The sequence below is a fragment of the Candidatus Phytoplasma fabacearum genome (assembly GCF_030586805.1).
Lineage (GTDB): Bacteria > Bacillota_I > Bacilli_A > Acholeplasmatales > Acholeplasmataceae > Phytoplasma > Phytoplasma fabacearum.
The window spans coordinates 1-25,974 of the sequence record NZ_JAOSIM010000002.1; the positions used below are offsets into that span (position 1 = coordinate 1).

Genomic DNA, 25,974 nt, shown 5'->3' on the forward strand with positions numbered 1-25,974 from the left:
GAAAGAGAGTAAATTATGGAAAGCCGGATGCTGGGAAACTTGCTTGTCCGGTTTGGACGGGGGCTGATTGTAAATAAAACAGCAAAGATAAATCGCTGAATAAAACGCAATTAATCTATCCGTATTATGAACAACGCAAGGAAATGGTCAAACTAGCTACACAAAACATAAAAAATGTTTGTATTATAGAAGGTAGTAATTATTTAGTATCGAGAAATGTTTTCCCTTCTTATTTTTTGCCATCTTCTGAACAAGTAATTCGCTCTCAAGCTATTTTAGATACAAATATTTTCAAAAATTATATAGCTTATCATTTGGGTATTAAAAAACGTTACGTAGGAGAAGAACCTTTTTCATCTACTACTAATTTATACAATAATATTATGAAAGAAATTTTGCTTTCATCTCCAATAGAATTAGTTATTTTATCTAGATTAATGGTGGATTTTAAACCTATTTCAGCGACGCAAGTTCGTAAGTTATTTATTCAGGGAAATTTTAAAGATATGGAAAAATTAGTTCCTATAACTACTTTAAAATTTTTGCAAAAATTAAATTATAAAAAATATGCTCAAGATCCTAAACTTTCTAAATTAATTGATAAAAGTTTTTGATTTTATGAATTTAATTATTTTAGGTAGTTAAAAATTAAATAATTTAAATTTAGTTATTATTTTTATATATACTTGTTTTTTTTAAAATAAAGGAATTATTAAATATTTATGATATCTAGTAAAAATCAAATTGACACAAATCTTTATCAAGTTATTTTATTTTATAATTATAATTATATTAAAAATCCTCAAAATTTATGCGATCTTCACAAAACATTTTGTATTAGAAATAAATTGTTAGGTAGAATTATTATTTCTGACGAAGGTATTAACGGAACTTTGTCAGGATTAATAAAAGATATTAATTCTTATATGAAATTTTTATTACAAGATTCTTGCTTAGCTAATACTGCATTTAAAATAGATTCGGTTAAGGATCATGTTTTTCCGAAACTTTCTGTAAAATATAAAAAAGAAATAGTATCTTTCAAGTTAATAAATGATATTTTTCCTAAAAATAGTTGTTATTTAGAACCTAAAGATTTTTATTATTTATCTCAAAAATCTGATATTATTTTATTAGATGCTCGTAATAATTATGAAACAAAATTAGGAAATTTTTTAAATGCTATTTTACCTGATATTAATAATTTTCGAGAATTGCCCGCTTGGATAGATAAAAATTTAGATTTGTTTGCGAATAAAACAGTTTTAACATATTGTACTGGAGGAGTAAGGTGCGAAAAATTATCTGTTTATTTGAAGGATAAAGGTATATCTGAAGTTTTTCAACTCAAAGGAGGAATTATTAATTATAGCCAAGATAAAGAAATTCAAGGTGAAAGATTTCAAGGTAGTCTTTATGTTTTTGATAAAAGAATTGCTGTGAAAGTGAATAAAAAAAGACATACTATTATAGGTAAAGATTTTTTTGATCAGACTCCTTGCGAAAGATATATTAATTGCTCTAACCCTGAATGTAATAAACAAATTTTATGTAGTTTAGCTAATGAAATAAAATATTCAGGTAGTTGTTGTCTTCGTTGCCGACAACACACTCATAATCGTTTTAATCGTGAAAATCATAAAAAATCTATAAATGTAAATAATAGCTTGAAATGATGATTTAATGGTTTAATGATTAAGAAAAAGAAATAATCATTTATTTGAATCAAACCAAATTATTTGAATTATATTAATATTATGTTAAATTATTTTAAAATAATAATATTATTATGTTTAAGAAAGAAAGAGGTTATTTATGGATAAATTTGCTATTGTGGCTAATGGTAATAAACAATTCCAAGTTACTTTAAATCAAGAAATTTTTACAGATAAATTATCGGTAAAACCAGAAGAAGTTTATGTTTTTCGTAAAGTTTTAGCTATTTATTCTGAAGGTAACTCTATTTTAGGAAATCCTTGTGTTCAAGGAGCAACAGTAGAAGCTAAAGTTATTAAACAAGGTAAATCTAAAAAAATTATTGTAGCAACTTATAAAAGACGTAAAAAGTATCGTTGTAAAAAAGGACATAGACAATCATACACAAAACTTTTAATTACGAACATTAATTTGCCTAAATGATGATTTAATCAATTATATATGATTGAATGTTTTATAAAATATAATAACGATAATATTATTTCTATTTTGATTCAAGGTCATGCACAATATTCTGGTTCAAATGATATAGTTTGCTCTTCGGTATCTACTGCTATAATAGTGACTGTTAATGCTATTGAATTGTTAAATTTAAAAAATAAAATTAGTTTTAAATTAAAAAAAGGTTATTTTAAATTAATTTTATTAAAATCTAATTTAATAGTTAATAAATTATTACAAAATTTAAAATATACTTTAAAGGATTTAAGTCAACAATATCAAACTTGTTTGAAAGTTAAATTGATTAAAAATACAAATTAAAAGAGGTTAATTATGTTTAAATTAAATATTCAATTATTTGCAACTAAAAAAGGAGTTAGTTCGACACGCAATGGACGTGATTCTCATTCTAAATCTTTAGGTGCTAAATTATCAGATGGTCAATATACAAATGCTGGATCTATTATTTATCGCCAAAGAGGGACTAAAGTTGTTCCAGGTAAAAATGTTGGTTTGGGCAAAGATGATACTTTATTTGCTCTTATTAATGGTGTTGTTAAATTTGAAAAAATTCGCATCAATAAAAAACAAAAAACTTGTGCGTCAGTTTATAACAATTTTTTAAAAAAATAATTTTATTGTCAAGATAACCAAAATAATAATGTTTATAAGTGTTTTTTTTATTGATAATTATTTTTGGATAATAAAACCAATTAATATAAAAATATATATCTTTTTTAAGAATGAATTATTAATGTTAAAGTATTTTTTTATTTACTAGTGGATCTTTTGGTTTTAATTATAGACTATTTGATTATGAAATAATTTTAATTAAATTAAGTTATATTTTGTCATTAATCATAATATTATTAACTTGAGTATTTTTTATTTACAATAACATCAGATAAATTTAATGGGTTAAAAATATTAATAATTTTTTAACATGAAAAAAATTAATTTATCTTTTTTTATCAATATAACGGAATATTTGGATATAAAGAGATTTTTAATTCTTGTTTATATTAATATAAATATTATTTTGCCATAAAAAAGATAAAAATTTATTACTAAATTTATCGGCTATTTATCTAATGAATTTAGGGAATTATATGAATTTTATTGATGAAGTTATAAATTATGTGAAAGCTGGTGACGGAGGATGTGGAAAAGTCGCTTTTAGGAGGGAAAAATATGTCCCTTATGGAGGGCCTTCAGGAGGAAATGGAGGTCATGGAGGATCTGTAATTTTTGTAGGTGTTTCCGGAGAAAATAATTTATTTAAACTTAAATATCGTAAAAAAATTAAAGCTTTAAATGGTTATAACGGTGAAAATAAAAATAAAAACGGAGCTAATGCTCCTGATTTGTTTGTAGAAGTACCTTTGGGTGTTTTAATTTATAATCATACAAATAATCAATTAATTGGAGAAATTTTAAAAGTTGGAGAACATTTGATAATTGCTCGAGGTGGTAAAGGTGGTAAAGGTAATTTCGCTTTGGCTAATCATTCTAATTCTGCCCCTTCTTATGCTGAAAAAGGCGATTTAGGGGAAAGTTTAATTATTAGAACAGAATTAAAAATGTTAGCAGATGTGGGTTTATTAGGTTTACCTAATGTAGGAAAATCTTCTTTATTAGCTGCTTTATCTAATGCTAAGCCGAAAATTGCTTCTTATCCTTTTACTACTTTAACACCTTGTTTAGGAATGGTTTTTGATAAAAAATTAAATTTTGTGATCGCTGATATTCCTGGATTAATCGAAAATGCTTCTTTAGGGCGTGGTCAGGGTATTAATTTTTTAAAACACATTGAAAGATGCAAATTGTTATTACATATATGTGATGCTTCAAATGATAATATTTATTCAGATTATTTATTATTAAATGAAGAATTAAAAAAATATAATGTCAATATGTTAAAAAAACCTCAAATAATAGTTATTAATAAAAAAGATTTACCCTGTTTTCAAAAAAATTTTATTATTTTATCAAAACAAATAAAAGATAAGGCCATCGTTCCTATTTCTGTTGTTAATTATTTAGGTTTAACAGATTTAAAAAATATTATTATAGAATATTTGCAAAAAAATGATTTGTATAATGATTTAATTGTTAATGATATCGAAGATAAAAAGATTTTTACTCTTAATGAATCAGTTAAGTTTATCATCTCCAAAGAAAGTAATGGTTGTTATGTAGTTACTGGGGATTATATTGAAAAATTATTTCATAGAACTGATTTTAGTAATCATGAATCAATTAGTCATTTTTCTTATATTTTGAAAAAAATAGGGGTTGAAGAAGAATTACAAAAAAGAGGAATGAAATCATGTGATCAAGTAAAAATTTGTAATTGTATTTTTGAATTTGTAAATGAGGCAAATTTTTAAATAAATAACACATTTATAAAGTCAAAAAGGAAAATTATACATATGAAAAAACTGAAATTATCATCTTTAGAGCGAATAGTTTTTTTAGCCTGTTTATCTTCTTTATCTCTTGTTTTAGATTTGATTTTTAAAAAGTTATTTGTTTCTTATTCTTTATTACGTTTTTGGAATTCTATCGTTTGGTTAGATGGTTTCAAATTAATACCTTTATTTTTTATCCCCTTATTTAATCGTCGTTATTTTTGGTCTTTTGTTTCTATTTCTTTTATAGAAATTCTGGGTTTTTGTTTTAGAGGTACTATTTATCCATATAATCCATTATTAACTGTATTTTATGGATTTTGCTTAGGTGTTTTACCTATTTTTTTACTATCAAAATATTTTAATTCATTTTTTTCGGTATATTGGCGAGTAACTTTAATTTGTTGTTTATATTTTATAACATCAATTTTGTTAAATCTTTTTTTTTTAGATTGTATTTTTTATAATAAAAATTATGATTATTTTAATAATTTTTCTTTTTATAATAAATTTTTAAAAAGATTTGCATCTCCTTGGATTTATATTCGTTTTTTATCGGTTTTTTTCTTTTCTGGAATTTTAACTCATATTTATTTAAAAATAAATCGACAATTTTTATCTTTTTATCTAATTAATTATAATAAAATATAATTAATTTAATTTTTAGATTATAAAAATTATTTTTAATAAGTTATATATAAAGTTTTGATTTTTGTTTTTTAAGATTTTAAAATTTTTTGTAATAAAATTTTTGTTACATCATTAATAGACATATTATCATCGTCAATGCGAATTTCTAAGAGTTGATTTTTGTTACGGTAATGTTCTATCAAAGGATAAGTTTCTTTTTGATAAATCGCTAAACGTTCGTTAAAAGTTATTAAATTATCATCTTTTCTCTGGATTAAAACAGTATTATCTTTATCGCATATTCCGTTTTGTTTAGGTTTTTTAGTTTCTAAATGGTAAATTTCTCTACATTTTGGACATATTATTCTGCCTAAAATTCTTTTTTGTAAAATTTTGATATCAGAATTAAAATAAATGACTTTTGTCAAAATAATATTTTGTTGTTTAAATAATTCATTCAAAAAGGCAGCTTGTAGCAAATTTCTAGGAAAACCGTCCAGAATAAAACCTTTTTTATTTTTGTCTTTTAATAATTGTTCTTTAATCATAGCATTTGTGATATGATCAGGAACTAAAAAACCTTTTTCTATATAAGAATTCGCTGATTTACCTAAATCAGTATTTAATTGTAAATTTTTTCTGAAAATATCTCCTGTCGAAATATGCGGAATGTTAAAATATTTAGATAAAATTATCGCTTGTGTCCCTTTACCAGTAGCAGGCGGACCTATTAATATTATATTCATTCTATAACCTTTCTTGTTTGGATAGATTTAATGAAAGAATTATGTAGTAATTCATTTAATATTTAAATTCATTTTAATTGTATTTTTAGTTTAAAAGATATTAAAATGCAAAGTTAAAGTAATTTATTAAATTAAATTATTTTAGCATCAAAAAAATGTGCTTATTAAAGTTTTAAATATGTTTTTTTTAAATTTTATAAAATTTACGATTAAAATTGAAAAAATGATAAACACTAAGTATTTATATCACATAAATTCACTAATTTCAATAACATTAGTATTTTATTATTTTTAAATACAAAATATATTTTTTAAATTTTCATATTTAATTTATTTAATGAAAATTTTTTAATTAAAGTTAACTATTTACTTGACTATCTTTTGGTTTTATCATAGAATATATGATATATAGTGTTGTATTTATTCATCTATATGTACGTTAGCATTTTCGGAATTTAAATAAAAATCAAATTTCACTAATAAGTGAATTAAAAAGGAGTATTGTGGATGTCTACCGCGAAACCGATTTGGAAAAAATCACGTTTTTTGAATTTTTCTTTAACTGGAACAGGAAAAGAATTATTACATAAAAAAAATAATTTTAATTTAAGTAAAAATAAAAAACGAAAAAATAAATTAAGTGATTATGGACTCCAGTTACAAGAAAAACAAAAAGTTCGTTTTACTTATTGTATGTCTGAAAAACAGTTTAAACGTTTTTTTATTAATGCGGCTAAATTTAAAGGTTCTCATGGAGAAAATTTTTTAATATCATTAGAATCTCGTTTAGACAGAATTGTTAATTTGTTAGGTTTTGCTAAAACTATTTTACAAGCAAGACAATTTATTTCTCATGGTCATATTTTAGTAGATGGTAAAAAAGTTGATATTAGTTCTTATATTGTTAAACCAGGACAAAAAATTACTTTAAAAGAAAAAGCAAAACAAATGAAAATAGTTTCTCATTGTTTAGAAACGTTAAGCAAGAATAAAATTGATTATGTCATTTTGGATAAAAATTCTTTAATAGGTAGTTATGTTCGATACCCTTATAGAAATGAGTTTTTAACAGATATTAATGAACAATTAATTGTAGAATATTATAATAGATAAAAATGGATCAATTATTTCTTAATCAAATAATAATGATAAATAAATGTTAGATATTAATATTGGACATTTTACTTTATTTAGGGAGTTGTATAATAAAAATGAAGTTACCTTTTAGAAAAAATTTTTTTTCTAACATGAATTTTCTTAAGAAAGTTAGTCACCAAGATATTAATGAACTTTTAGCTTATTTATCTTCTAGTCTTGATGGTTTATCTTTAGATGAGATTGATGAAAGAAAGAAAAATAATAATGTTAATATTTTGAATAAAAAAAAAATTATTATTTTACTAAAATCATAAGAGTTTTATTAAATCCTTTTAATTTTATCTTATTATTTTTATTAATTTTTTATTTTTTTAAAGATATTTATTTAGCCGATCCTAGAGTTAGGGATTACGCTACTTGTTTTATTGTCTCTTTTATCTTATTAGTTTCAAATTTTATGCATTGGTTACAAGAAGCTAGATTTTCTAGCGTGATAGATAAACTTAAAAAAATTGTTTCTTTAACGGCATCTGTAAAAAGATCTAACCAAATTTTCAAAATATCTTTAAACGAATTATTAGTTGGAGATATAGTTTTATTATCGGCAGGAGATATTATTCCGGCAGATATAAGATTAATAGAGACCAAAGATTTTTTTGTTAAAGAAACAACTTTTACGGGGGAATCGGATGCGGTAGAAAAAAATGCTTTTTCTCAAAAAGAAACTAATAATCTATTAGATGATCCTAGATTAGTTTTTATGGGCACTAATGTTGTTTCGGGTTATGCTGTTGGAATTGTAGTTTTGACAGGATTAAATACTTATTTGGGTCATGTACATCAATCTTTAGATAAAGAAAAAAATTATTCTTCTTTAAAACAAGGAATTAATTCTATTGTTAAAATATTAATTGGTTGCATTTTGATTTTATTTCCTTTAATTTTTGCTTTAAATTGGTATAAATGTACAGAAAAATTTATTTTTTGGAATGTTTTTGCTTTTGCTTTAAGTATAATTTTAGGCATTACTCCTGAAATGTTGCCTTTAATTGTTACAACTTCTTTTATGAGAGGTGTTGCTGTTCTTTCTAAATATAATGTTATTGTCAAAAATTTATATTCTATGCAAGATTTTGGTGCTATAGATATTTTATTTACTGATAAGACGGGAACTTTAACAGAAGATAGCGTTGCTATTGAAAATTATTTAGATATTTATAATAAAAGTAATTTTAAAATTTTACAATATGCTTATTTAAATAGTTACTTTCAAACAGGTTTAAAAAACGTTATAGATAAAGCAATTATTGATAAAATGCATGATAATTGTCATTTTGATTCTATGTTAGTGAAAAATTTTATTAAAATTGACGAAATTCCTTTTGATTTTAAACGCCGAATTATGACTATTTCTCTTCATAATATTCATGAAGATTATGATTTAATTATCACTAAAGGAGCGATAGAAGAAATATTAAATATTTGTAATTATGCTGAATCTATTGATCCGAACACCAATGAATCTCAAATATTTAATATTGATAAACCTAAGATTTTAAATTATGTTATTCATTATAATCAATTAGGATTCCGTGTAATCGGAGTTTCTTATAAACTAATTAAAAAAAATCAAAATTCGATGTCTAATGATAATAAAAACATAGAAAATAATATGATTATGTTAGGTTTTTTAATTTTATTAGATCCTCCTAAAGTTAGTTCTGCAGATGCTGTTTTAGCTTTAAAAAGTTGTGGTGTAGATGTTAAAATTTTAACCGGTGATAATGAAATTTTATCAAAAATTATTGCTCACAAAGTTAATATTGATTCTACAAAATGTTTATTAGGATCTAATTTGATCGAAATGAGTGATGAAGAAATTTACAAACAAGCTCATTATACTAGTATTTTTGCTAAACTATATCCAGAGCAAAAAGCTAGAATTATTAATATTTTTCGAAAAAAAGGACATATTGTAGGTTTTATAGGAGATGGTATTAATGACGCTATCGCTATGAAAAATGCAGATTTATCCATTACTGTTGATTCAGGAGCTGAAGTTGCTAAGGAATCAGCAGATGTTATTTTATTGAATAAAAATTTAACTGTACTAAAATATGCAATTTTAGAAGGTCGAAAAAATTATATCAATATGTTGAAATATATTAAATTCACTTTAGCCTCTAATTTTGGTAATATTTTAAGTATTTTATTAGCTTCTTATTTGTTGCCTTTTATTCCTTTTATGCCTATTCAGATTTTATGTTTAAATTTAATTTATGATTTATCTTGTTTAGTTTTGCCTTTTGACGATGTAGAATCTATCTATTTACAAAAAAAATCTCGTTGGGATAGTCGTAATATTTGTTTTTTTATGATTGCATTCGGAATATTAACTTTTATTTTTGATATTTTGTTTTGTTCTAGTTTATTATGGAAATATGGTATTTTTTCTTCTAGTGATTGGAATTGTGATAAAATTAATTTATTCAGGGCAGGATGGTTTATTTTTTCGATTTGGACTCAATTTTTGACTATTTTTTACCTTAGAACTTCTAATTGTATGAGAAATTGGAAAAAAACTATTTATATATTTATGTTTCCTTTTGTAGCTGGAGTTTTAGCTTCTTATTTGCCTTGTATAAATTTTTTATCAAAAAGATTATATTTTGATAACCCTTTTAATAAAGATTATGTTTTTATTTTAGCAAGCTTTTTATTCTTGTATTTTTTATCTTTATGTTTAATTAAAAAATTATTTATTATAAATAAACGTGATCTTGTTTGAGATTAGATTAATTTTGACCGAATGGATAGGTGTATTTAATGATCTATTGGCCAGATATTTTAAATATATTATTATTTTTTATAGCTATTTTGTTATTATTTTATATTTCTTTAAATATTTTTTTTAGTAAATATGAAGTTATTAAAGTAGTTTATTGTTTTTTTTTAGGAATTTTATTTGTTTATTATTTGAAATTTTTTTGGGAAAAATATAATTATTTTGAACCAATTAGACATTTTTTAGAAAAAATTAATATTTATAATGTGATATTAAATTTTGTTATGATAGCGCCTATTATTATCAAAGCTCCTTATTTGCGTTTTTATGTGCAAAATTGGTCTGGTTTTTGGAACAGAAAAAAAATGATAGTTATGGGCAACAAAAATACACAAAATCAAATTTTAAAAGCTGTTTGGTTCATGTCAGAAAAAAAAATTGGTTCTTTGATTACTATTGAAAAATATAATACATTAGAGCAATTTGCTCAAAAATCTATTTTTATCGATGCTAATGTTTCTTATGAATTATTAATTAATATTTTTATGCCTAATACTCCTTTGCATGATGGTGCTGTCATTATTCGAGGTAATAAAATTTTATCTGCTGGAGCTTATTTTATGTTATCCGATAACCAACATTTTGAAAAAATTACAGGTTCTAGGCATCGAGCTGCTTTAGGTATTAGCGAACATACTGATAGTATGACTATTATAGTTTCTGAAGAAACAGGTGATATTTCTATTGCTGTGGATGGAATTATGTTATTAATGAATGATCGCAATAAATTTGAAGAATATTTAACTATGTTTATGGGTTAGTGACGGATAATTGTGTTTAGCCAAAATAGATTTTTTACGCTTGTAATTAATATTAATTAAATTATATAGCAGATAATGTTTATATTTTTATAAATTATAACTAGCTTTTTTATGAATTTTTTTTAGTATAATTGAAGTAAAGTTTTTGAGATTTTATCTTCTCAATATATATTTATTAAATATTTTTCAATAAATAAATATTTGTTTTTTTATTTATGTTAATACATTGATTTTTTATCGAATGTTTAAAATAATAAATTTTTGATTTAGTATATTTTTTAAAATAAATTTAAATATATGGAGTTAATAGTGTTTAATAAAATTCAAAAAATAATTTCGGAACAATTATCATTGTCTGAAGATCTAATTCAATTAGAAACAAAATTAAAGGAAGATTTAGGAATGGATTCTATAGATGCTGTTAATTTGGCTATTCAATTAGAAAAGATTTTTAATATTAAAATTAGTGATGAACAATTACAACAATTTAAATTAGTAAAAGATATTGTAGTTTATATTGAGGCTAATTCTTCTGGATACACAGAAGAAAATCAAAATATCGAATATAAAAAAAATCGGAGTTAAAAAAGTTTTTTATGTTAATTTATGATTTTCGTGGCATAGAAGCTAAATGGCAATTGCATTGGGAACAACAACAAACTTTTAAAACACAACTTGATTATAATAAGAAAAAATTTTATTGTTTAGATATGTTCCCATATCCTTCCGCTCAAGGATTACATGTTGGACATTTAGTAGGTTATTCTGCTAGTGATATTGTTAATAGATTTTTTCGAATGCAAGGATTTAATGTTTTACATCCTTTTGGATGGGATTCTTTTGGTTTACCTACAGAACGTTATGCTTCGCAAACAGGTCAGCATCCTTCTTATGTAACTTATCAAAATATTGCTAATTTTAAAAAACAAATAAAATTGCTCGGAAAAGGTATTGATTGGAGTCGAGAATTAGCTACTTCCGATTCTTATTATTATAAATGGACTCAATGGATTTTTAAAAAACTTTATCAACAAGGCTTAGCTGTTTTGCAAGATGTTGAGGTAAATTTTTGTCCTCAATTAGGTACAGTATTAGCTAATGAGGAGATTATTTCTACTTCTGAAGGTATTATATCAGAACGTGGCGGTTATCCTGTTTTTAAGCGTAAAATGAAACAATGGGTTTTAAAAATTACTAAATATGCAGATAGACTTTTGGATGATTTGCCATTGCTAGATTGGCCAGCACCTATTAAAGAAACGCAAATTAAATGGATTGGCAAAACATCAGGTTTTATTTTTTATTTTCCTTTATCAATGGATAATGAAAAAATTTTGTCTGTTTTTACTACTATGCCTCAAACAATTTTTGGAGTTAGTGCTTTAATTTTGGCTCCCGAACATCCCTGGGTATCACTTTTGACTATTTCCGCAAACCAACAAATAGTTAATAATTATTTACAAAAAACTCAACGTAAAAGTAATTTAGAAAGAGATATTAATAGAGAAATTACGGGAGTTTTTACGGGTAGTTATGCTATTAACCCTTGTAATAAACAGAAAATTCCTATTTGGATTTCAGATTATGTTTTTATGCATTATGGAACAGGAGCATTAATGTCAGTACCTTTGTATAATCAAAAGGATTTTATTTTTGCTAAAAAATATAATTTAAATAAATATATTATTAAATATTGTGGTCCTCGTTGCCATTTATACCAAAGGGGAGAACAAATTAAAAAACCATGTTTAAAAAATGGTGGAATTTTTATTAATAGTGACTTTTTAAATGATTTGGATGAAAATTCTGCTAAAGAAAAAATTATAAATTTATCTATTAAAAATAAATGGGGGGAAACATTTAATACTTATAAAATTTATGATTGGTTATATTCTCGTCAAATTTATTGGGGAGAACCTTTTCCTGTTTATTATGACGAAAATAATAAAATTTATTTAATGTCTGATGATGAATTACCTTTAGAATTGCCTGAAACTGAAAATATAGAACATTTATATAAAGGCAGCTCTCCTTTATCTCAAATTCATTCTTGGTTATATTTTAATAAAAATGGTAAAACCTATAAACGCGATTCTAATACTATGCCACAATTTGCAGGCAGTTCTTGGTATTATATAGGTTATATTTTAAAAAATTATTTAAGTATGATACCATTAAATACCATGGAAGCTAAAAAATTATTAGATTATTTTTTGCCTGTAGATGTTTACATTGGTGGCGCTGAACATGCTCATGGTCATTTAATTTATGCTCGATTTTGGTGTAAATGTTTGTATGATTGGGGTTTAATATCGACTCCTGAGCCTTTTTATAAATTAATAAATCAAGGTATGATTTTAGGCAGCGATAATTTAAAAATGAGTAAATCTAGAGGCAATATTGTTAATGCTTCGGAAGTTTTAGATGCTTATGGAGCTGATGTAATACGACTTTATATTATGTTTTTGGGCCCTTTGGAAGATAATAAATCTTGGTCAGAACAAGGTTTAAAGGGTATTCAACGTTTTTTAAATCGTATTTACAATATTTTTGATAATTTTATTATTTGTGAATCAAATTTTTTAGTTTTAAATAAAATTACACATCAAACTATTCGAAATGTTACTGAATATTATCAAAAATTTCAATTTAATAAAGTTATTAGTCAATTAATGATTTTAACTAATTATATTTATAAATATGAAAAAGTAGATCGTGTGCAAATTAGAATTTTATTACAATTATTGAATCCTATAGCTCCACATATTACAGAGGAATTAAATCAAATTAAATTAAAATCTAATCAAGAATTAGTTTATTCTCCTTGGCCAAAATATGATGTTTCTGTTTTAGAAGAAAAAGAAGTTGTTATTGTTATTCAAATTAATGGTAAAATTAAATCTAAATTATTAATTTCTTTAGATACAGATAAATCTGAAATTTTAAAAATTATCGAAAAAGATGAAAAAATTTTAAGTTTTATCAAAAATAAAAAGATTATTAATACTATTTATATCAAAAATAAATTATTAAATATAGTTATAATATAGATTATAATTTGATTTCAATATCTAATAATTAAAATCTTTACTTATAATTTTTTGAGAAAGCATGGTTTTTTAATTATTTATGCGATTAAATAAAGAAGGGATGTTGATAATTATTTCGGGACCATCAGGAGTTGGTAAAGGAACGGTGAAGAAATTATTATTAGAGAGAATTAAAAATAATTTAGTTTATTCAGTTTCTATGACTACTCGGTCTCCAAGAATAAATGAAAAAAACGGTAAAGATTATTTTTTTGTTAGTAATCAATTTTTTAAAGATAAAATTAAAGAAAATTATTTTTTAGAGTATAATGAATTTATTGGTAATTATTACGGTACTCCTAAAATTAAAGTAATGGAAGAGTTAAAAAAAAACAAAGATGTTTTATTAGAAATAGATGTTCAAGGGGCTTTACAAATTAGTAATAATTTTATTAAAAGTAAAAGTGTTTTTATTTTTTTAGCTCCTCCTTCTATTGCAATTTTAAAACAACGCATTGAATATCGAAATACAGAGTCTTTACAAATCATTAACGAACGTATTTCTAAAGCTCGTCAAGAATTATTATTGATTCAAAAAATAAAAAAATATGATTATATGATTATCAATGATAAATTAGATGATACAGTTAATATTATTATGTCTATTTTAGTTGCAGAACGTGTAAAATTTAAAAGAATTATTAAGTTTTATTCATCTAAAATTTTAATTTAAACTTATAATTTCGAGAAAGGAAATTGTGTATAAAAATGCTTTCTAATCAAAAAAAAGGTTTTTCAACTGATTCTATTGATGATTTATTAAAATGTATTGATTCTAAGTATAAATTAGCTTATGTTGCCGGGAAGATCGCTCATATTATAGAAACTAAAGATGAACTTTATAAATCTCAAATTAAGGGTAAAAAAATTGTTAGCAAAGCTTTATCGGAAATTATTAATAAAAATTTTAAAATTATTTTTAAAGAAGATTAAAAGCATTTGCTTTTATTTTGATTAATGAGGTTTAGAGAATTGTTAATTACAAATCATATACCTGTTATGCTTCAGGAAGTTGTGGAATATTTGAATATTGATTCTTCTGGTGTTTACGTTGATGCTACTTTGGGTACAGGCGGTCATAGTCATGCTATTTTGAATAAGCTAACTACTGGTACTTTATACTCTTTTGATCAAGATATTAAAGCTATTCAGCAATGTCGACAAAGATTTATTAATTATCAAAATATTTGTTTAATAAACAAAAATTTTTCTTATTTATACGATGAATTATTAGCGCGAAAAGTAACTACGATTAATGGTATTGTTTTTGATTTAGGATTATCGTTGTTACAAATTAACGATAATACAAGAGGTTTTAGTTATTTACGTAATGATGTATTAGATATGAGAATGAACTGTAATAATCCTATTACTGCTCAATATATTTTAAATCATTATTCTTTAGAAGATTTGCAAAAGATTTTTCAAAATTATGGGGAAGAACCGAAATCTCGCATGATCGCTAAAGAAATTATTAAAAATAGACCTTTGTATATGACTTTTGATTTAGTCAAAATTACTGATAAATTTAAAAATTTTCGTAATAATCGTGGACATAGCGCTAAAAGAGTGTTTCAAGCTTTGCGTATAGAAGTTAATCAAGAATTAAAATGTTTAAAATTAGCTTTAGAACAAAGTTTAAAATTATTAAAAAAAGGTGGAATTATATTAGTAATTAGTTTTAATTCTTTAGAAGATCGTTTAGTAAAATATTTTTTTAAACAAAATAGTTCTTATGATTCGGTTTTTTCTAATTTGCCTATTCACGATAAAGATTTGCCAATTCCTGTTTTAAGAATTATAAATAAAAAAGTTATTCGACCTTCTGCCAGAGAACAAGAATTTAATTCTTGTAGTCATTCAGCTAAACTTAGAGTAGCTATTAAAAATATATAAAAATAGTATTTTTATGTTATTTTCGAAAATTATATTTTAGTAGAAATTTTTTTGTTGATATAAATAGATATATATTTTTTTATGATATAATGATAAATGTGTATATTCTGTGAATATTTTATATTATTTTAGGTAATTTCGGAATAATATAAAATATTTTATTTTTTAATTTGATGATTTTTTATGGTAAATTAAATTATTATTTTATGTTAATAAATTTTTTATATATGTTTTAGGCTTAAAAAAATTAAGAATTTATGCATTTAAATATCAAATAAATGTTTTATTTGCTTACAATAGGAAAGGTTAATATAAGGGGATGAAAAAAAATTCAGAAATTTTTCAAATTTGTTTAAAAACTTATGATTTTAAAATGTTAGAATCAACTATTAAAAAAATTATTGATAGTATTATTGCCACTGGAGCCGAAATTAGAGGACCTATACCATTACCTACTCGTAAAGAAATCTTTACCGTTTTGCGTTCTACTTTTGTTAATAAAGATAGTCGAGAGCAATTTGGCCGTTTCACACATAAACGTTTAATTCAAATTATTAACCCTAATGCTGAAACTATCGATGCATTAACGCGTATTGATGTTCCTAAATCAGTTGATATTAGTATTAAACAATAAAATATAATATTATATATACCATAAAATGAATTTTAATTTTTTCATATATTTAGTTAATATTTTTAGATTTTATTATTATTTTAAAAGGAGATATTATTTAAAATGTCTAAAGGAATTTTAGGACGAAAAATAGGTATGACTCAATTCTTTGATCATGATCAAGGTTTAGTAGTTCCTGTTACTATTGTGCATGTTGCTGATAATGTTATTTTACAACAAAAAAAAATAGACACAGATGGTTATCAAGCGACACAATTAGCTTTTGAAACTAAAAAAGAAAAAAATACGACAAAACCACTTCAAGGCCATTTCAGTAAATATAATTCTTCCCCTAAATTTTTTGTTCGTGAAATTTCTTTTAATAATAATAGTTCAAATGAATTGTCTGAATTACAACCAGGACAAATTTTGGATATCCATATTTTTAATTCTGGAGATTTTGTAGACGTAACAGGAATTAGCAAAGGTAAGGGTTTTTCTGGAGTCATTAAAAAATATAATCAAACTATTGGTCCAAAAAGTCATGGTTCACGATTTCATCGAAGACCAGGTTCTAATGGCCCTATTAAAGGTAATCAAAAAGGAAAGCATTTGCCTGGTCAAATGGGTTTTCATAAAGTGACTATGCAGAATTTAAAAATTATATCAGTAATATCAGATAAAGATGTTATTTTAATTAAAGGCAGCATTCCTGGACCTAACAAAGGTTTTGTGATGATTAAATCAGCTGTTAAACAAACTAATAAAGAGGCTATATCTCATGCTTAAGTGTAAGGTAATTAACATACATGGTCAACCATGTGATGAAATAATTTTATCAAATAAAATTTTTGGAGTTAAATTGCATCAACAAGTAATTTATGATGTTATTAATCAACAAAGAGCTGCTAAAAGACTTGGCAATCATAAAACTAAAAATCGTTCCGAAGTTTCAGGAGGAGGCCGTAAACCTTGGGCTCAAAAAGGAACTGGTAGGTCTCGCCAAGGAACTATTCGTTCTCCTATTTGGAGAGGCGGAGGTCATACTTTTGCTTTACAAAAAAGAGATTATCATTTTAAAATTAATTATAAAGTGCGCAAATTAGCTTTTCATGCAGCTTTATCTTGGCATTTGAAAAATAATACTTTAATGATTTTAGATTTTTTAGATTTGCAAACTTCTAAAACTAAAGAATTTACTAAATTATTAACTGAATTAAAGATTAATCTTAAATATAAAATTTTAATCGTAGTTCCGGAATTGACTGATTCTTTAATCAAATCCACTAATAACTTATCTCAAGTAATGTTAGAAAGTGTTACTCATTTTAGTGTTTACCAAATTTTTCAAGCAAAATACTTAATTATTACTCGTCAAGCAATTAATTATTTGGAAGGAACAATCGTTAATGAATAAATATTATAAGTATATTAAAGATCCTATCATTACCGAAGCAACTAATAAACAGATGGAATTATATAATAAATATTTTTTTAAGGTTGACAAAAATATTAATAAAATAGAAATTCGAAAGGCTATAGAATATATTTTTAAAGTTAATGTTATGTCTGTTAATATTATTAATGTTTTACCAAAGTTTAAAAGGAAAGGTAAATATTCAGGTTACACTTCAGCTTATAAAAAAGCTATTGTAAAAGTTGTTCCAGGACAAAGAATTAGCGATTTCAATGAAATTAAATGATTATAATTAGGTTTATATTTTGGTTTAAAATTTTGTAACTTACAAAATTTTTTTTAAAGTGTATTAAATAAATTAAAGGAAAAAAGGTTAATTATGTCTATCAAAAAATACAAACCTACCTCTAATGGCCATAGAAATATGCAATTGCAAAGTTTTTCCGAACTTACTACTTCTAAACCAGAAAAAAAATTATTATTTTTTAAAAACAATACAGGAGGTCGTAATAATCGAGGTGTTATTACTGTTAGAGGCCACGGAGGAGGAGCTAAGCAAAAAATTCGTCTTATCGATTTTAAGCGTGATAAAGATGGTATTTTAGGTAAAGTTGCTACTATCGAATATGATCCTAAAAGAAATGCCTATATTTCTTTGATTCATTATCAAGATGGCGAAAAAAGATATATTTTATCTTTAAAAGGATTAACTGTTGGTAGTTATGTTTCATCAGGTTTAGGTTCAGATATTAAGGTAGGAAATGTGTTACCTTTAAAAAATCTTCCTATTGGTTCCGTTATAAGCAATATTGAATTAAAACCTGGTAAGGGCGGTCAATTGGCTCGTGGTGCTGGCGCTTATGCTACTATTGTATCTCGCGAAGATAAATATGTTGTTTTAAATTTACCTTCTGGAGAAATTCGTAAAGTTTTATCAACTTGTAGAGCTACTATAGGTGCTATAGGTAATGATACTTATAAATTAATTAGAAATGGTAAAGCAGGTAGATCTCGTTATTTAAATAAAAGACCTAAAGTAAGAGGTACTGCTATGAACCCTAATGATCACGCTCATGGTGGCGGAGAAGGTCGCAGTCCTATCGGTTATGTTTCTTCTAGAAGTTATACTGGTAAACCCGATCGCGGTATTAAAACACGTAAAAAAAATAAAAAATCTACAAGTTTAATCTTAAAACGTCGTAAAAAATAAGGAGTAGAATAAGTAAATCATGAGTCGTTCTATTAAAAAAGGTTTTTTCGCTGATCATAATTTATTATCTAAAGTGATGAAACAAGAAAAACAAAAAATTAAAAAAACTATAAAAACTTATTCTCGTGATACTAGTATAATACCTGAATTTGTTGGCTATAAGATTGCTGTTCATAATGGCAAAGATTTTACAGATTTATTTATTACTGAAGATATGGTAGGTTATAAATTGGGTTCTTTTGCTTTTACTCGCAAATATGTAGTTCATGCCAAAAAAGATAAAAGTTCACAAAAAAAATAAAATTCTAGGGAAGCGAGAAAATTTATAAAATGTTTAATAATGATGTAAAAGCTATCGCTAAACGAGTACCGATAGCACCTAGAAAAATACGTTTAGTTATTGATTTAATTCGTTATAAAAATATTGAAGAAGCTCAAGCTATTTTGGAATTTACCAATAAAGCTGCTTCTGTAGTAGTTTTAAAATTATTAAAAAGCGCTGTCGCTAATGCTGTTAATAATTTTAATTTTGATATTAATAGTTTATATGTTAAGAAAATTTTTGTTAATCAAGGTGTTAGAATGAAACGCTTATTACCTAGAGCTAAAGGTAGAAGCAATCAAATTCAAAAAAACACTAGTCATATTACTATTTTGGTTGCTTCGCAAAAAATAGAACTAGAAAGAAAGGTGGAATCTAATGGGTCAAAAGAGTAGTCCTATTGCTTTAAGATTATCATTGTTACGTAATTGGGCATCTAACTGGTACACAGAAGATAAAAAAGTCCCTTCATTAATTCATGAAGATTATAATCTTAGAAAATTTATTAATGATTATTATCCTTTGGGAACTATTGCTCGTGTGGAAATTCAACGTTTAAAAAAAGATAATAAGGAAAATATTGACATTTTTTTGTATACTCCAAAAATAGGAGTTGTGATAGGTTCTGATAATAAAGAGAAAAATAAATTAGTTCAAGAGATATATAAATTAATTAAAAAAGATATTAATATTCATGTGATTGAAGTTAAAAATCCTGATAAAGTAGCTTCTTTAATAGCTCAAAATATAGCTTCACAATTGCAACAAAGGGCTTTTTTTAGAGCTGTGAAAAAGATGTATATACAAAAAGCTTTAAAAGCGGGAGTTAAGGGTATTAAAATCAGTCTCAAAGGCCGTTTGAGTGGTGCTGAAATCGCTAGAACAGAAACCACTATTAAAGGGATTTTACCTTTAGGAACTTTTCGTTCTAAAATTGATTATGCATATGTTGCTGCTAAAACTATTCATGGAGTTTTAGGTGTTAAAGTTTGGATTTGTGATGGCAATTATACTTCTAAAGATGATCGAGAAATTTTTCGAAAAATATCTCACGACAATATATCTAATTCAAAGGCAGATAATCAATTAAAATAAATAATTTTTTTAAAATTATTTCAAAATATAATTAATAATAAGGTATTTATAAATCATTTCAAATAAAAGAGGTATTTTTTTATGTTAATGCCAAAAAAAACTAAATATCGTCGTTTACATCGTTTAAGTTACGAAGGAAAAGCTAAAGGTCAAACTAGAATTTTAAATGGTAATTATGGTTTAGTAGCTCAACAAGGTCATTGGATTAGTAATCGACAAATTGAAGCTGCTCGTATAGCTATGACTCGTCATTTAAAACGAGAAGGTAAAGTATTTATTAATATTTTTCCTAATTTACCGATTACTGAAAAAAAATTAGTTAGAATGGGTTCTGGGAAAGGTAATGTAGTTAATTGGGTAGCCGTGGTTAAACGTGGTACTGTGATGTTTGAAGTTCGTGATTTAAATAATATAGAAAAATTTGAAAAAGAAGCTTTAAGATTGGCTTCACATAAATTACCTATTAAAACTAAAATTGTCGCTAAAGGAAAATGAATATGAAAATTAATGAAATTCGTAAAATGGGAATGGATGAGATTTTTAAAAAACTCGAATATTTTCAGAAAGAATATTTTGAAAAACATTTTCAATCAGCATTATCCAAATTAAAAGATACTTCAGTAATCCGTAAAATTCGCAAAAACATCGCTCGTTTAAAAACTGTTATTCGAGAACAAAAAAAATAAATAATTTTTATCCTTTAAATTAAGATATAATTAAATTTATTTATTGTAATAATAAATTTTTCATCTTTGCTAATCGGAATTTTAATTTTATTATATTAAAAAATATTTATAATAATTATTAATTAAATTATTATGATTTAAAATATACAATTTCATTCATAAAAACAATTTAATAATAAATCATTAAATATTAATTAAATTTTTGTGATATTTTGAATGAAAATATAAAAAAGACACAATAACATGATAAAATAAATCAGTAATGATTTATTTCAAATAAAAATGGATTAAAAAAATATATGGAGTTCAGAATACTATAAATTTTATAATTATTTAGTTTTTTTATAGGTTTAATAATTAAATAAAAAAAATATTTCTATATTTTCTATAAATTTATTTTCGATAAATAATATTATTTATTAAATTTTTATTTATTAAATTTTTAATATTAATGGATTTTCATATTTATTTTGCAAAAATTTTCTAGTAATTTATTGACCAATCAATTTTAATAAATTTTTTAATAATAAAAAGGAGGATCAAATAATAAATGCGTAATGTTAGAAAAAAACTTTCAGGAACAGTTGTTTCTGATAAAATGTCTAAAACTATAACTGTAGCTGTTAAATATGACAAACAGGATTCATTATATAACAAAAGTTTTAAAAAAATTAGTAAATTTTATGCTCATGATCCTAACGAAGATGCTAGAATAGGTGATATGGTTTTCATTGAAGAAACTCGTCCTTTATCTAAATTAAAAAGGTTTCGTTTAGTAAAAATTTTACGTTCTGTTAAAAAGGTGTCTGATTTATGATTCAAGTTAATACACGTTTAAAAGTGGCAGATAACAGTGGAGCTAAAGAAGTTTTGGTGATTGGTATTCCAGGGGATACCGGTAAACGTTATGCTTATATTGGCGATTTAGTTACAGTTTCTGTTAAAAAAACTACTACTACTAGTTTAATTAAAAAAGGTAGTATTTCTAAAGCTCTTATTTTAAGAACTAAACACGGTTTTAAAAGCAAAAATGGCAGTTATATTAAATTTGATGATAATGCAGTTGTTATGGTTAAAGACGATATGACTCCAAGAGGAACTAGAATTTTCGGACCTGCTATTAGAAATTATAATTTTCAAAAAAATAATTTTTCTAAATTTATATCTTTAGCAGAAGAAGTTTTGGTGGTATGAGGTTATTATAAATTATGCGTATAAAAAAAGGTGATACAGTAGCTATTATTGCTGGAAAAGATCGTTATATTGTAGATCCTACTAGCCAAAAAAAAGTATTTCGTACAGGAAAAGTGATAAAAGTTTTTTTTAAAGAGCAAAAGGTTTTAGTGGAAGGTGTAAATATTGCTATTAAGCACAAAACTTCTGCCAATGATAATGATCAAAAAGGTCAAATAATTAAAGAAGAAATGCCTATTCACGTTTCAAATGTTGCTTTGATCGATCCGGATTTAAAAATTCCTACTCGTGTAGGATTTCGTATTGATTCAGATAAAAAAATTCGTTATTCTAAAAAAACAGGTTTAGCAATTATTAATTAAATAAAAAAGGTTAAATAATATGGAAATCAATGAAAATAATAATTATACAAAAAATGATACTTTTTTAGCTTTAAAAGAAATTTTTAATGTTAATTCTATTATGCAAGTTCCTAAAATAGAAAAAATTGTTATTAATGTGGGCCTTGGAAAATCTGCTTCAGATACTAAATTTTTAGATGATTGTCGTCAACAATTAGCTTTAATTAGTGGTCAAATTCCTATTAATACTGAAGCTAAAAAATCTATTTCTAATTTTAAATTACGAACTAAAGAAATAATTGGTTTAAAAGTAACTTTGCGAGGCCATAGAAAAGAGTTTTTTTTAAATAAATTGATTCATATTGTTTTAACTAGGATTAAAGATTTTTCAGGACTTTCTCTAAAATCTTTCGATGGCAAAGGTAATTATAATTTAGGCATTAAAGAACAAATTATTTTTCCGGAAATTAGTTTGGATCAAGTAAAAAGAAATTTTGGTATGGATATTTCTATAGTTACTACAGCTTCCAATGATCAACAAGCTAAAAAATTATTAGATTTTTATGGAATGCCTTTTAAAAGGACAAAATAAAAATAGGAGTGCAATATAAATGGCTAAGAAATCAAAAATTATTAAAAATTTAAAACAAAAAGAAATATTTTTAAAATATTTTAATATAAGAACAGAATTGAAACACAAAAAAGATTATCAAAGTTTAGCGAAATTGCCTGTTAATTCTTCTATTGTGCGTTGCAAAAATATAGATAAGATTGATGGTAGATCTAGGGGTTATATGCGAAAATTTGGTTTATCTCGTATTAATTTTCGTTTATTAGCCAATAAAGGTGAAATCCCTGGCATTATAAAAATTAGTTGGTAAATATTATAAAAGGAAGTATAAGTATAAATTTATGGTAATGACGGATACTATTGCTGATTTATTAACAAGAATGAGAAATGCTAATGCGATGAAATATGATGAAGTTTGCGTACCTTGTTCGAATTTAAAAATCAGAATATTAGAAGTACTTAAAAAAGAAGGATTTATTACAAATTTTAACATAGATAAAAAACTTAATAAGATCTTTATTTATCTAAAATATAATAAAGAAACTAAAGAAAGTGTAATTAAAGGATTAAAAAGAGTTTCTAAGTATGTTTCGGTCCAAAATATTCCTAAAGTAAGAAATGGTTTTGGAATAGCTTTAATTTCTACTTCTCAAGGTATTTTAACAGATTATGAAGCTTCATCTTTAAATGTCGGAGGACATGTATTAGCTTATATTTGGTAGTAATTTAAATGAAGGAGAATATTTATGTCACGGGTAGGAAGGAAAATTATTTCGATTCCAGAAGGCGTGTTTGTAGAAATTAAGCCAGATAATCAAGTTTTAGTTTCATCTTCGCAAGGCCAATTAGAACTTAAATTTAATTCTTGTTTAAGTATCATTAAAAAAGATAATATTATTACTATTACAAGACCTAATAATAATAATTTTATTAAAAAAATTCACGGTACTACTAGAGCTTTATTGAATAATATGGTTCAAGGAGTTAAAAATTTTTTTTCTAAAGAACTTAAAATTACAGGTTTAGGTTATTCATGTATAGTAGAAGGCAATAAATTAGTTTTTAAATTAGGTTATTCTCATGATGTTATTGTTGATATTTTACCTAATTTAATAGTGCAAGTTAATAAACAAAATAATTTAATAATTATTAAAGGTATTGATAAACAATTAGTAGGTGAATTTGCTGCAAAAATAATATCTCTTGCGAAGCCAGAGCCTTATAAAGGAACAGGAATATATTATGTTGGTGGTTATATCCATCGTAAAGCTGGCAAAAGTGCTAAAAAATAAAAAAGGAATTTATTCGGTTTATGATTAAAAAAGAATCTTCTCAACTTTTAAGACGAAAACGTCATTTACGTTTAAGAAAAAAAATTGTAGGTAGTTCACAAAAACCCCGTTTAAATGTTTCTTATTCTAATAGATATTTTTATGTCCAAATTATTGATGATCATTTAGGTATTACTTTATGTAGCGTTCATAGCAAACAGATCAACTATGATATTATTAATACTAAAGTAGCTTCGGAAATTGGCAAAATAATTGCTCAAAAAGCTTTGGCAAAAGGTATTAAAAATGTTGTTTTTGATCGGGGTGGATATCTTTATCATGGTCGTATTAAAGTTTTAGCTGATTCTGCTCGCGCAGAAGGTTTAAATTTTTAATAATATGTTCGGTTATTTAAAAAAATGGAGACATTTATGAAAAGAGAATTATCTAATAAAAAAAAATTTTCTTCACTAGAAGAGAAAATAGTGAAAATTAGTAAAATTGTTAAAGTTGTTAAAGGTGGGCGTCGTTTTCGTTTTTCTGCTTTAGTTGTAGTAGGTGATCAAAAGGGTAATGTCGGTTTTGCTTCTTGTAAAGCTCAGGAAGTTTTAGAAGCTATAAAAAAAGCTGTTGAAAAAGCTAAAAAAAATTTATTTTGTGTCGCTTTAAGTGGTACTACTATTCCTCATGAAATTATAGGTCGTTTCGGAGCTACTAAATTTTTTTTAAAACCAGCTTCTAAAGGAACGGGTATTGTAGCAGGAGGAACAGCAGCAAGATCAATTTTTAAATTAGCGGGTATTACTGATATTATTACAAAAACTTTCGGTTCACGTACGCATATCAATGTTTTAAGAGCTACATTTAACGGATTAAAGCAATTAAAGACTATACAAGATGCAGAAAAACTTAGGGGAATTTCGTTAAAAAATCGTATTAGAGGTATCGCTAAATGAATAAGATTCAAATTAAGTTATGTAAAAGTTTAATTGGAAGAACCCCTAAACAAATAAAAACAGCTCATGCATTAGGTTTAAAAAAGATTAATCAAAAAGTTATTAAGGAAGAAAAAGCTGTAGTACAAGGAATGTTAAATGTTGTTAAACATTTGATTTCGATTGACAAAAATTTTTAATTTTAAAATAGATTGTTTTCTATTAAATAAGAAAGAGAGTTTTTTATGTTAAATTCTTTAAAACCTGTTTATAAAGCGCGCAAAAGTATTAAGCGTTTAGGTAGAGGCCCAGGTAGCGGATTAGGTAAAACTTGTGGTCGCGGTCATAAAGGACAATTAGCTCGTTCAGGCGGAAAAACACGTATAGGTTTTGAAGGTGGTCAAACTCCTTTTTTTCAACGTATTCCCAAACAAGGATTTTATAATTTTAATAAAAAAAAATATTCTTTAGTTAATCTTAAAGATTTAGAGATATTTGAAAATGATACTTTAATAACACCACAATTATTGATGGAAAAAAAAATAATTAAAAATAATAACAATTTAATTAAAATTTTAGCTAAAGGCGATTTAACTAAAAGATTAATAGTACAAGGTGTTAAATTTTCTAAAAAAGCAAAAGAATTTATTATAAAATCTGGAGGCAAGATTCAAGTTGTATAAAAT

General features: G+C 24.6%; 38 protein-coding genes. 37 read left to right on the forward strand and 1 reads right to left on the reverse strand.

Annotated elements, in window-relative coordinates:
• Positions 1 to 113 precede the first annotated feature (113 nt).
• From OC705_RS00630 to OC705_RS00660, 7 genes are all read left to right on the forward strand, one after another.
• A complete protein-coding gene (locus OC705_RS00630; protein ID WP_304512456.1) occupies positions 114 to 614 on the forward strand; it encodes a nucleotidyl transferase family protein in 501 nt (166 codons plus the stop codon).
• Positions 615 to 722: 108 nt separating this feature from the next.
• Positions 723 to 1,676, forward strand: a complete 954-nt coding sequence (gene trhO, locus OC705_RS00635; protein WP_304514014.1) for an oxygen-dependent tRNA uridine(34) hydroxylase TrhO — start codon at positions 723 to 725, stop codon at positions 1,674 to 1,676.
• A gap of 139 nt (positions 1,677 to 1,815) precedes the next feature.
• Entirely contained in the window at positions 1,816 to 2,139 is a 324-nt protein-coding gene (gene rplU, locus OC705_RS00640) for a 50S ribosomal protein L21 (RefSeq protein ID WP_304512408.1), read from the forward strand.
• A gap of 18 nt (positions 2,140 to 2,157) precedes the next feature.
• A complete protein-coding gene (locus OC705_RS00645) occupies positions 2,158 to 2,478 on the forward strand; it encodes a ribosomal-processing cysteine protease Prp (RefSeq protein WP_304512409.1) in 321 nt (106 codons plus the stop codon).
• Positions 2,479 to 2,487: 9 nt separating this feature from the next.
• On the forward strand, positions 2,488 to 2,790 hold the full coding sequence (rpmA, locus tag OC705_RS00650) for a 50S ribosomal protein L27 (RefSeq protein WP_420887830.1): 303 nt from the start codon (positions 2,488 to 2,490) through the stop codon (positions 2,788 to 2,790).
• A 476-nt stretch (positions 2,791 to 3,266) separates the two neighbouring features.
• Complete coding sequence (obgE, locus tag OC705_RS00655; RefSeq protein ID WP_304512457.1) at positions 3,267 to 4,547, forward strand: GTPase ObgE; 1,281 nt, start codon at positions 3,267 to 3,269, stop codon at positions 4,545 to 4,547.
• A 42-nt stretch (positions 4,548 to 4,589) separates the two neighbouring features.
• Positions 4,590 to 5,219 carry a hypothetical protein gene (locus OC705_RS00660; RefSeq protein ID WP_304512411.1) on the forward strand — a complete coding sequence of 210 codons (630 nt, stop codon included), beginning with the start codon at positions 4,590 to 4,592 and terminating at the stop codon, positions 5,217 to 5,219.
• 68 nt (positions 5,220 to 5,287) lie between these two features.
• Here the strand turns inward: OC705_RS00660 and OC705_RS00665 are convergent, their stop codons facing one another.
• The gene (locus tag OC705_RS00665; RefSeq protein WP_304512412.1) at positions 5,288 to 5,944 is read right to left on the reverse strand and encodes an adenylate kinase family protein; all 657 of its coding nucleotides are present in this window, start codon (positions 5,942 to 5,944) and stop codon (positions 5,288 to 5,290) included.
• Positions 5,945 to 6,451: 507 nt separating this feature from the next.
• On the opposite strand from OC705_RS00665, the gene rpsD reads away from it, so the two are divergent.
• The 30 genes from rpsD (at position 6,452) to rplO (ending at position 25,971) form a co-directional block, all read left to right on the forward strand.
• Complete coding sequence (gene rpsD / locus OC705_RS00670) at positions 6,452 to 7,057, forward strand: 30S ribosomal protein S4 (RefSeq protein ID WP_304512413.1); 606 nt, start codon at positions 6,452 to 6,454, stop codon at positions 7,055 to 7,057.
• A 98-nt stretch (positions 7,058 to 7,155) separates the two neighbouring features.
• Positions 7,156 to 7,356: a cation-transporting P-type ATPase gene (locus tag OC705_RS00675; protein ID WP_304512414.1), complete on the forward strand. Its 201-nt coding sequence runs from the start codon at positions 7,156 to 7,158 to the stop codon at positions 7,354 to 7,356.
• Positions 7,357 to 7,382: 26 nt separating this feature from the next.
• On the forward strand, positions 7,383 to 9,830 hold the full coding sequence (gene mgtA / locus OC705_RS00680; protein WP_304512458.1) for a magnesium-translocating P-type ATPase: 2,448 nt from the start codon (positions 7,383 to 7,385) through the stop codon (positions 9,828 to 9,830).
• Positions 9,831 to 9,868: 38 nt separating this feature from the next.
• Positions 9,869 to 10,648, forward strand: coding sequence for a diadenylate cyclase (locus OC705_RS00685; protein WP_304514015.1), 780 nt, complete (start codon positions 9,869 to 9,871; stop codon positions 10,646 to 10,648).
• Between the two features lie 309 nt (positions 10,649 to 10,957).
• Positions 10,958 to 11,233, forward strand: coding sequence for an acyl carrier protein (locus tag OC705_RS00690; protein ID WP_304512416.1), 276 nt, complete (start codon positions 10,958 to 10,960; stop codon positions 11,231 to 11,233).
• Positions 11,234 to 11,244: 11 nt separating this feature from the next.
• Positions 11,245 to 13,698, forward strand: coding sequence for a leucine--tRNA ligase (gene leuS, locus OC705_RS00695; protein ID WP_304512417.1), 2,454 nt, complete (start codon positions 11,245 to 11,247; stop codon positions 13,696 to 13,698).
• Between the two features lie 79 nt (positions 13,699 to 13,777).
• Entirely contained in the window at positions 13,778 to 14,410 is a 633-nt protein-coding gene (gene gmk, locus OC705_RS00700; RefSeq protein WP_304512418.1) for a guanylate kinase, read from the forward strand.
• 35 nt (positions 14,411 to 14,445) lie between these two features.
• A complete protein-coding gene (gene rpoZ, locus OC705_RS00705; RefSeq protein ID WP_304512419.1) occupies positions 14,446 to 14,670 on the forward strand; it encodes a DNA-directed RNA polymerase subunit omega in 225 nt (74 codons plus the stop codon).
• Positions 14,671 to 14,715: 45 nt separating this feature from the next.
• Entirely contained in the window at positions 14,716 to 15,633 is a 918-nt protein-coding gene (gene rsmH / locus OC705_RS00710; RefSeq protein ID WP_420887961.1) for a 16S rRNA (cytosine(1402)-N(4))-methyltransferase RsmH, read from the forward strand.
• Between the two features lie 319 nt (positions 15,634 to 15,952).
• On the forward strand, positions 15,953 to 16,267 hold the full coding sequence (rpsJ, locus tag OC705_RS00715) for a 30S ribosomal protein S10 (RefSeq protein WP_304512421.1): 315 nt from the start codon (positions 15,953 to 15,955) through the stop codon (positions 16,265 to 16,267).
• 102 nt (positions 16,268 to 16,369) lie between these two features.
• The gene (rplC, locus tag OC705_RS00720) at positions 16,370 to 17,035 is read left to right on the forward strand and encodes a 50S ribosomal protein L3 (RefSeq protein WP_304512422.1); all 666 of its coding nucleotides are present in this window, start codon (positions 16,370 to 16,372) and stop codon (positions 17,033 to 17,035) included.
• Positions 17,028 to 17,663 (forward strand): 50S ribosomal protein L4, encoded by a 636-nt coding sequence (gene rplD / locus OC705_RS00725; RefSeq protein WP_304512423.1) that lies wholly within the window; start codon positions 17,028 to 17,030, stop codon positions 17,661 to 17,663. Before rplC ends, rplD begins: the two co-directional genes overlap by 8 nt.
• A complete protein-coding gene (gene rplW / locus OC705_RS00730) occupies positions 17,656 to 17,949 on the forward strand; it encodes a 50S ribosomal protein L23 (RefSeq protein WP_304512424.1) in 294 nt (97 codons plus the stop codon). The genes rplD and rplW overlap by 8 nt, the downstream gene beginning before the upstream one ends.
• Positions 17,950 to 18,042: 93 nt before the next feature.
• Positions 18,043 to 18,873, forward strand: a complete 831-nt coding sequence (rplB, locus tag OC705_RS00735; RefSeq protein ID WP_304512425.1) for a 50S ribosomal protein L2 — start codon at positions 18,043 to 18,045, stop codon at positions 18,871 to 18,873.
• Positions 18,874 to 18,892: 19 nt separating this feature from the next.
• Positions 18,893 to 19,174 (forward strand): 30S ribosomal protein S19, encoded by a 282-nt coding sequence (rpsS, locus tag OC705_RS00740; protein ID WP_304512426.1) that lies wholly within the window; start codon positions 18,893 to 18,895, stop codon positions 19,172 to 19,174.
• Positions 19,175 to 19,203: 29 nt separating this feature from the next.
• Positions 19,204 to 19,590, forward strand: coding sequence for a 50S ribosomal protein L22 (gene rplV, locus OC705_RS00745; RefSeq protein WP_304514017.1), 387 nt, complete (start codon positions 19,204 to 19,206; stop codon positions 19,588 to 19,590).
• Positions 19,574 to 20,290 carry a 30S ribosomal protein S3 gene (rpsC, locus tag OC705_RS00750; protein ID WP_304512428.1) on the forward strand — a complete coding sequence of 239 codons (717 nt, stop codon included), beginning with the start codon at positions 19,574 to 19,576 and terminating at the stop codon, positions 20,288 to 20,290. Before rplV ends, rpsC begins: the two co-directional genes overlap by 17 nt.
• 81 nt (positions 20,291 to 20,371) lie before the next feature.
• A complete protein-coding gene (gene rplP, locus OC705_RS00755) occupies positions 20,372 to 20,785 on the forward strand; it encodes a 50S ribosomal protein L16 (RefSeq protein WP_304512429.1) in 414 nt (137 codons plus the stop codon).
• A gap of 2 nt (positions 20,786 to 20,787) precedes the next feature.
• The gene (gene rpmC / locus OC705_RS00760) at positions 20,788 to 20,976 is read left to right on the forward strand and encodes a 50S ribosomal protein L29 (protein WP_304512430.1); all 189 of its coding nucleotides are present in this window, start codon (positions 20,788 to 20,790) and stop codon (positions 20,974 to 20,976) included.
• A 550-nt stretch (positions 20,977 to 21,526) separates the two neighbouring features.
• Positions 21,527 to 21,793, forward strand: a complete 267-nt coding sequence (gene rpsQ, locus OC705_RS00765; protein ID WP_304512431.1) for a 30S ribosomal protein S17 — start codon at positions 21,527 to 21,529, stop codon at positions 21,791 to 21,793.
• Entirely contained in the window at positions 21,790 to 22,170 is a 381-nt protein-coding gene (gene rplN, locus OC705_RS00770) for a 50S ribosomal protein L14 (protein WP_304512432.1), read from the forward strand. Before rpsQ ends, rplN begins: the two co-directional genes overlap by 4 nt.
• A gap of 14 nt (positions 22,171 to 22,184) precedes the next feature.
• Positions 22,185 to 22,532, forward strand: coding sequence for a 50S ribosomal protein L24 (gene rplX, locus OC705_RS00775; protein WP_304512433.1), 348 nt, complete (start codon positions 22,185 to 22,187; stop codon positions 22,530 to 22,532).
• Between the two features lie 19 nt (positions 22,533 to 22,551).
• Positions 22,552 to 23,103 (forward strand): 50S ribosomal protein L5, encoded by a 552-nt coding sequence (gene rplE / locus OC705_RS00780; RefSeq protein WP_304512434.1) that lies wholly within the window; start codon positions 22,552 to 22,554, stop codon positions 23,101 to 23,103.
• Positions 23,104 to 23,122: 19 nt separating this feature from the next.
• Complete coding sequence (gene rpsN / locus OC705_RS00785) at positions 23,123 to 23,392, forward strand: 30S ribosomal protein S14 (RefSeq protein ID WP_304512435.1); 270 nt, start codon at positions 23,123 to 23,125, stop codon at positions 23,390 to 23,392.
• Positions 23,393 to 23,423: 31 nt separating this feature from the next.
• Positions 23,424 to 23,804, forward strand: a complete 381-nt coding sequence (gene rpsH, locus OC705_RS00790) for a 30S ribosomal protein S8 (protein WP_304512436.1) — start codon at positions 23,424 to 23,426, stop codon at positions 23,802 to 23,804.
• Positions 23,805 to 23,828: 24 nt separating this feature from the next.
• The gene (gene rplF, locus OC705_RS00795) at positions 23,829 to 24,374 is read left to right on the forward strand and encodes a 50S ribosomal protein L6 (protein ID WP_304512437.1); all 546 of its coding nucleotides are present in this window, start codon (positions 23,829 to 23,831) and stop codon (positions 24,372 to 24,374) included.
• 20 nt (positions 24,375 to 24,394) lie between these two features.
• The gene (gene rplR / locus OC705_RS00800; RefSeq protein WP_304512438.1) at positions 24,395 to 24,748 is read left to right on the forward strand and encodes a 50S ribosomal protein L18; all 354 of its coding nucleotides are present in this window, start codon (positions 24,395 to 24,397) and stop codon (positions 24,746 to 24,748) included.
• 36 nt (positions 24,749 to 24,784) lie between these two features.
• Entirely contained in the window at positions 24,785 to 25,309 is a 525-nt protein-coding gene (rpsE, locus tag OC705_RS00805; protein WP_304512439.1) for a 30S ribosomal protein S5, read from the forward strand.
• The gene (gene rpmD / locus OC705_RS00810; protein ID WP_304512440.1) at positions 25,306 to 25,488 is read left to right on the forward strand and encodes a 50S ribosomal protein L30; all 183 of its coding nucleotides are present in this window, start codon (positions 25,306 to 25,308) and stop codon (positions 25,486 to 25,488) included. Before rpsE ends, rpmD begins: the two co-directional genes overlap by 4 nt.
• Before the next feature lie 45 nt (positions 25,489 to 25,533).
• Entirely contained in the window at positions 25,534 to 25,971 is a 438-nt protein-coding gene (gene rplO, locus OC705_RS00815; protein WP_304512441.1) for a 50S ribosomal protein L15, read from the forward strand.
• Positions 25,972 to 25,974 lie beyond the last annotated feature (3 nt).

Coding starts and splice junctions, on each gene's coding strand:
- rplD (WP_304512423.1), top strand. CDS start 17,028: ATGCTTAAGTGTAAGGTAATTAACATACATGGTCAACCATGTGATGAA.
- rpsH (WP_304512436.1), top strand. CDS start 23,424: ATGGTAATGACGGATACTATTGCTGATTTATTAACAAGAATGAGAAAT.
- rpsD (WP_304512413.1), top strand. CDS start 6,452: ATGTCTACCGCGAAACCGATTTGGAAAAAATCACGTTTTTTGAATTTT.
- rpsS (WP_304512426.1), top strand. CDS start 18,893: ATGAGTCGTTCTATTAAAAAAGGTTTTTTCGCTGATCATAATTTATTA.
- leuS (WP_304512417.1), top strand. CDS start 11,245: ATGTTAATTTATGATTTTCGTGGCATAGAAGCTAAATGGCAATTGCAT.
- rplU (WP_304512408.1), top strand. CDS start 1,816: ATGGATAAATTTGCTATTGTGGCTAATGGTAATAAACAATTCCAAGTT.
- rplO (WP_304512441.1), top strand. CDS start 25,534: ATGTTAAATTCTTTAAAACCTGTTTATAAAGCGCGCAAAAGTATTAAG.
- rplN (WP_304512432.1), top strand. CDS start 21,790: ATGATTCAAGTTAATACACGTTTAAAAGTGGCAGATAACAGTGGAGCT.
- rpsQ (WP_304512431.1), top strand. CDS start 21,527: ATGCGTAATGTTAGAAAAAAACTTTCAGGAACAGTTGTTTCTGATAAA.
- OC705_RS00675 (WP_304512414.1), top strand. CDS start 7,156: ATGAAGTTACCTTTTAGAAAAAATTTTTTTTCTAACATGAATTTTCTT.
- obgE (WP_304512457.1), top strand. CDS start 3,267: ATGAATTTTATTGATGAAGTTATAAATTATGTGAAAGCTGGTGACGGA.
- rpsE (WP_304512439.1), top strand. CDS start 24,785: ATGAAAAGAGAATTATCTAATAAAAAAAAATTTTCTTCACTAGAAGAG.
- gmk (WP_304512418.1), top strand. CDS start 13,778: ATGCGATTAAATAAAGAAGGGATGTTGATAATTATTTCGGGACCATCA.
- rplB (WP_304512425.1), top strand. CDS start 18,043: ATGTCTATCAAAAAATACAAACCTACCTCTAATGGCCATAGAAATATG.
- rplF (WP_304512437.1), top strand. CDS start 23,829: ATGTCACGGGTAGGAAGGAAAATTATTTCGATTCCAGAAGGCGTGTTT.
- rplE (WP_304512434.1), top strand. CDS start 22,552: ATGGAAATCAATGAAAATAATAATTATACAAAAAATGATACTTTTTTA.
- rpmD (WP_304512440.1), top strand. CDS start 25,306: ATGAATAAGATTCAAATTAAGTTATGTAAAAGTTTAATTGGAAGAACC.
- rplW (WP_304512424.1), top strand. CDS start 17,656: ATGAATAAATATTATAAGTATATTAAAGATCCTATCATTACCGAAGCA.
- rpsJ (WP_304512421.1), top strand. CDS start 15,953: ATGAAAAAAAATTCAGAAATTTTTCAAATTTGTTTAAAAACTTATGAT.
- rpoZ (WP_304512419.1), top strand. CDS start 14,446: ATGCTTTCTAATCAAAAAAAAGGTTTTTCAACTGATTCTATTGATGAT.
- rpmC (WP_304512430.1), top strand. CDS start 20,788: ATGAAAATTAATGAAATTCGTAAAATGGGAATGGATGAGATTTTTAAA.
- rpsC (WP_304512428.1), top strand. CDS start 19,574: ATGGGTCAAAAGAGTAGTCCTATTGCTTTAAGATTATCATTGTTACGT.
- OC705_RS00645 (WP_304512409.1), top strand. CDS start 2,158: ATGATTGAATGTTTTATAAAATATAATAACGATAATATTATTTCTATT.
- rplX (WP_304512433.1), top strand. CDS start 22,185: ATGCGTATAAAAAAAGGTGATACAGTAGCTATTATTGCTGGAAAAGAT.
- OC705_RS00660 (WP_304512411.1), top strand. CDS start 4,590: ATGAAAAAACTGAAATTATCATCTTTAGAGCGAATAGTTTTTTTAGCC.
- OC705_RS00685 (WP_304514015.1), top strand. CDS start 9,869: ATGATCTATTGGCCAGATATTTTAAATATATTATTATTTTTTATAGCT.
- rplV (WP_304514017.1), top strand. CDS start 19,204: ATGTTTAATAATGATGTAAAAGCTATCGCTAAACGAGTACCGATAGCA.
- rplR (WP_304512438.1), top strand. CDS start 24,395: ATGATTAAAAAAGAATCTTCTCAACTTTTAAGACGAAAACGTCATTTA.
- rplP (WP_304512429.1), top strand. CDS start 20,372: ATGTTAATGCCAAAAAAAACTAAATATCGTCGTTTACATCGTTTAAGT.
- OC705_RS00665 (WP_304512412.1), bottom strand. CDS start 5,944: ATGAATATAATATTAATAGGTCCGCCTGCTACTGGTAAAGGGACACAA.
- rplC (WP_304512422.1), top strand. CDS start 16,370: ATGTCTAAAGGAATTTTAGGACGAAAAATAGGTATGACTCAATTCTTT.
- trhO (WP_304514014.1), top strand. CDS start 723: ATGATATCTAGTAAAAATCAAATTGACACAAATCTTTATCAAGTTATT.
- rpsN (WP_304512435.1), top strand. CDS start 23,123: ATGGCTAAGAAATCAAAAATTATTAAAAATTTAAAACAAAAAGAAATA.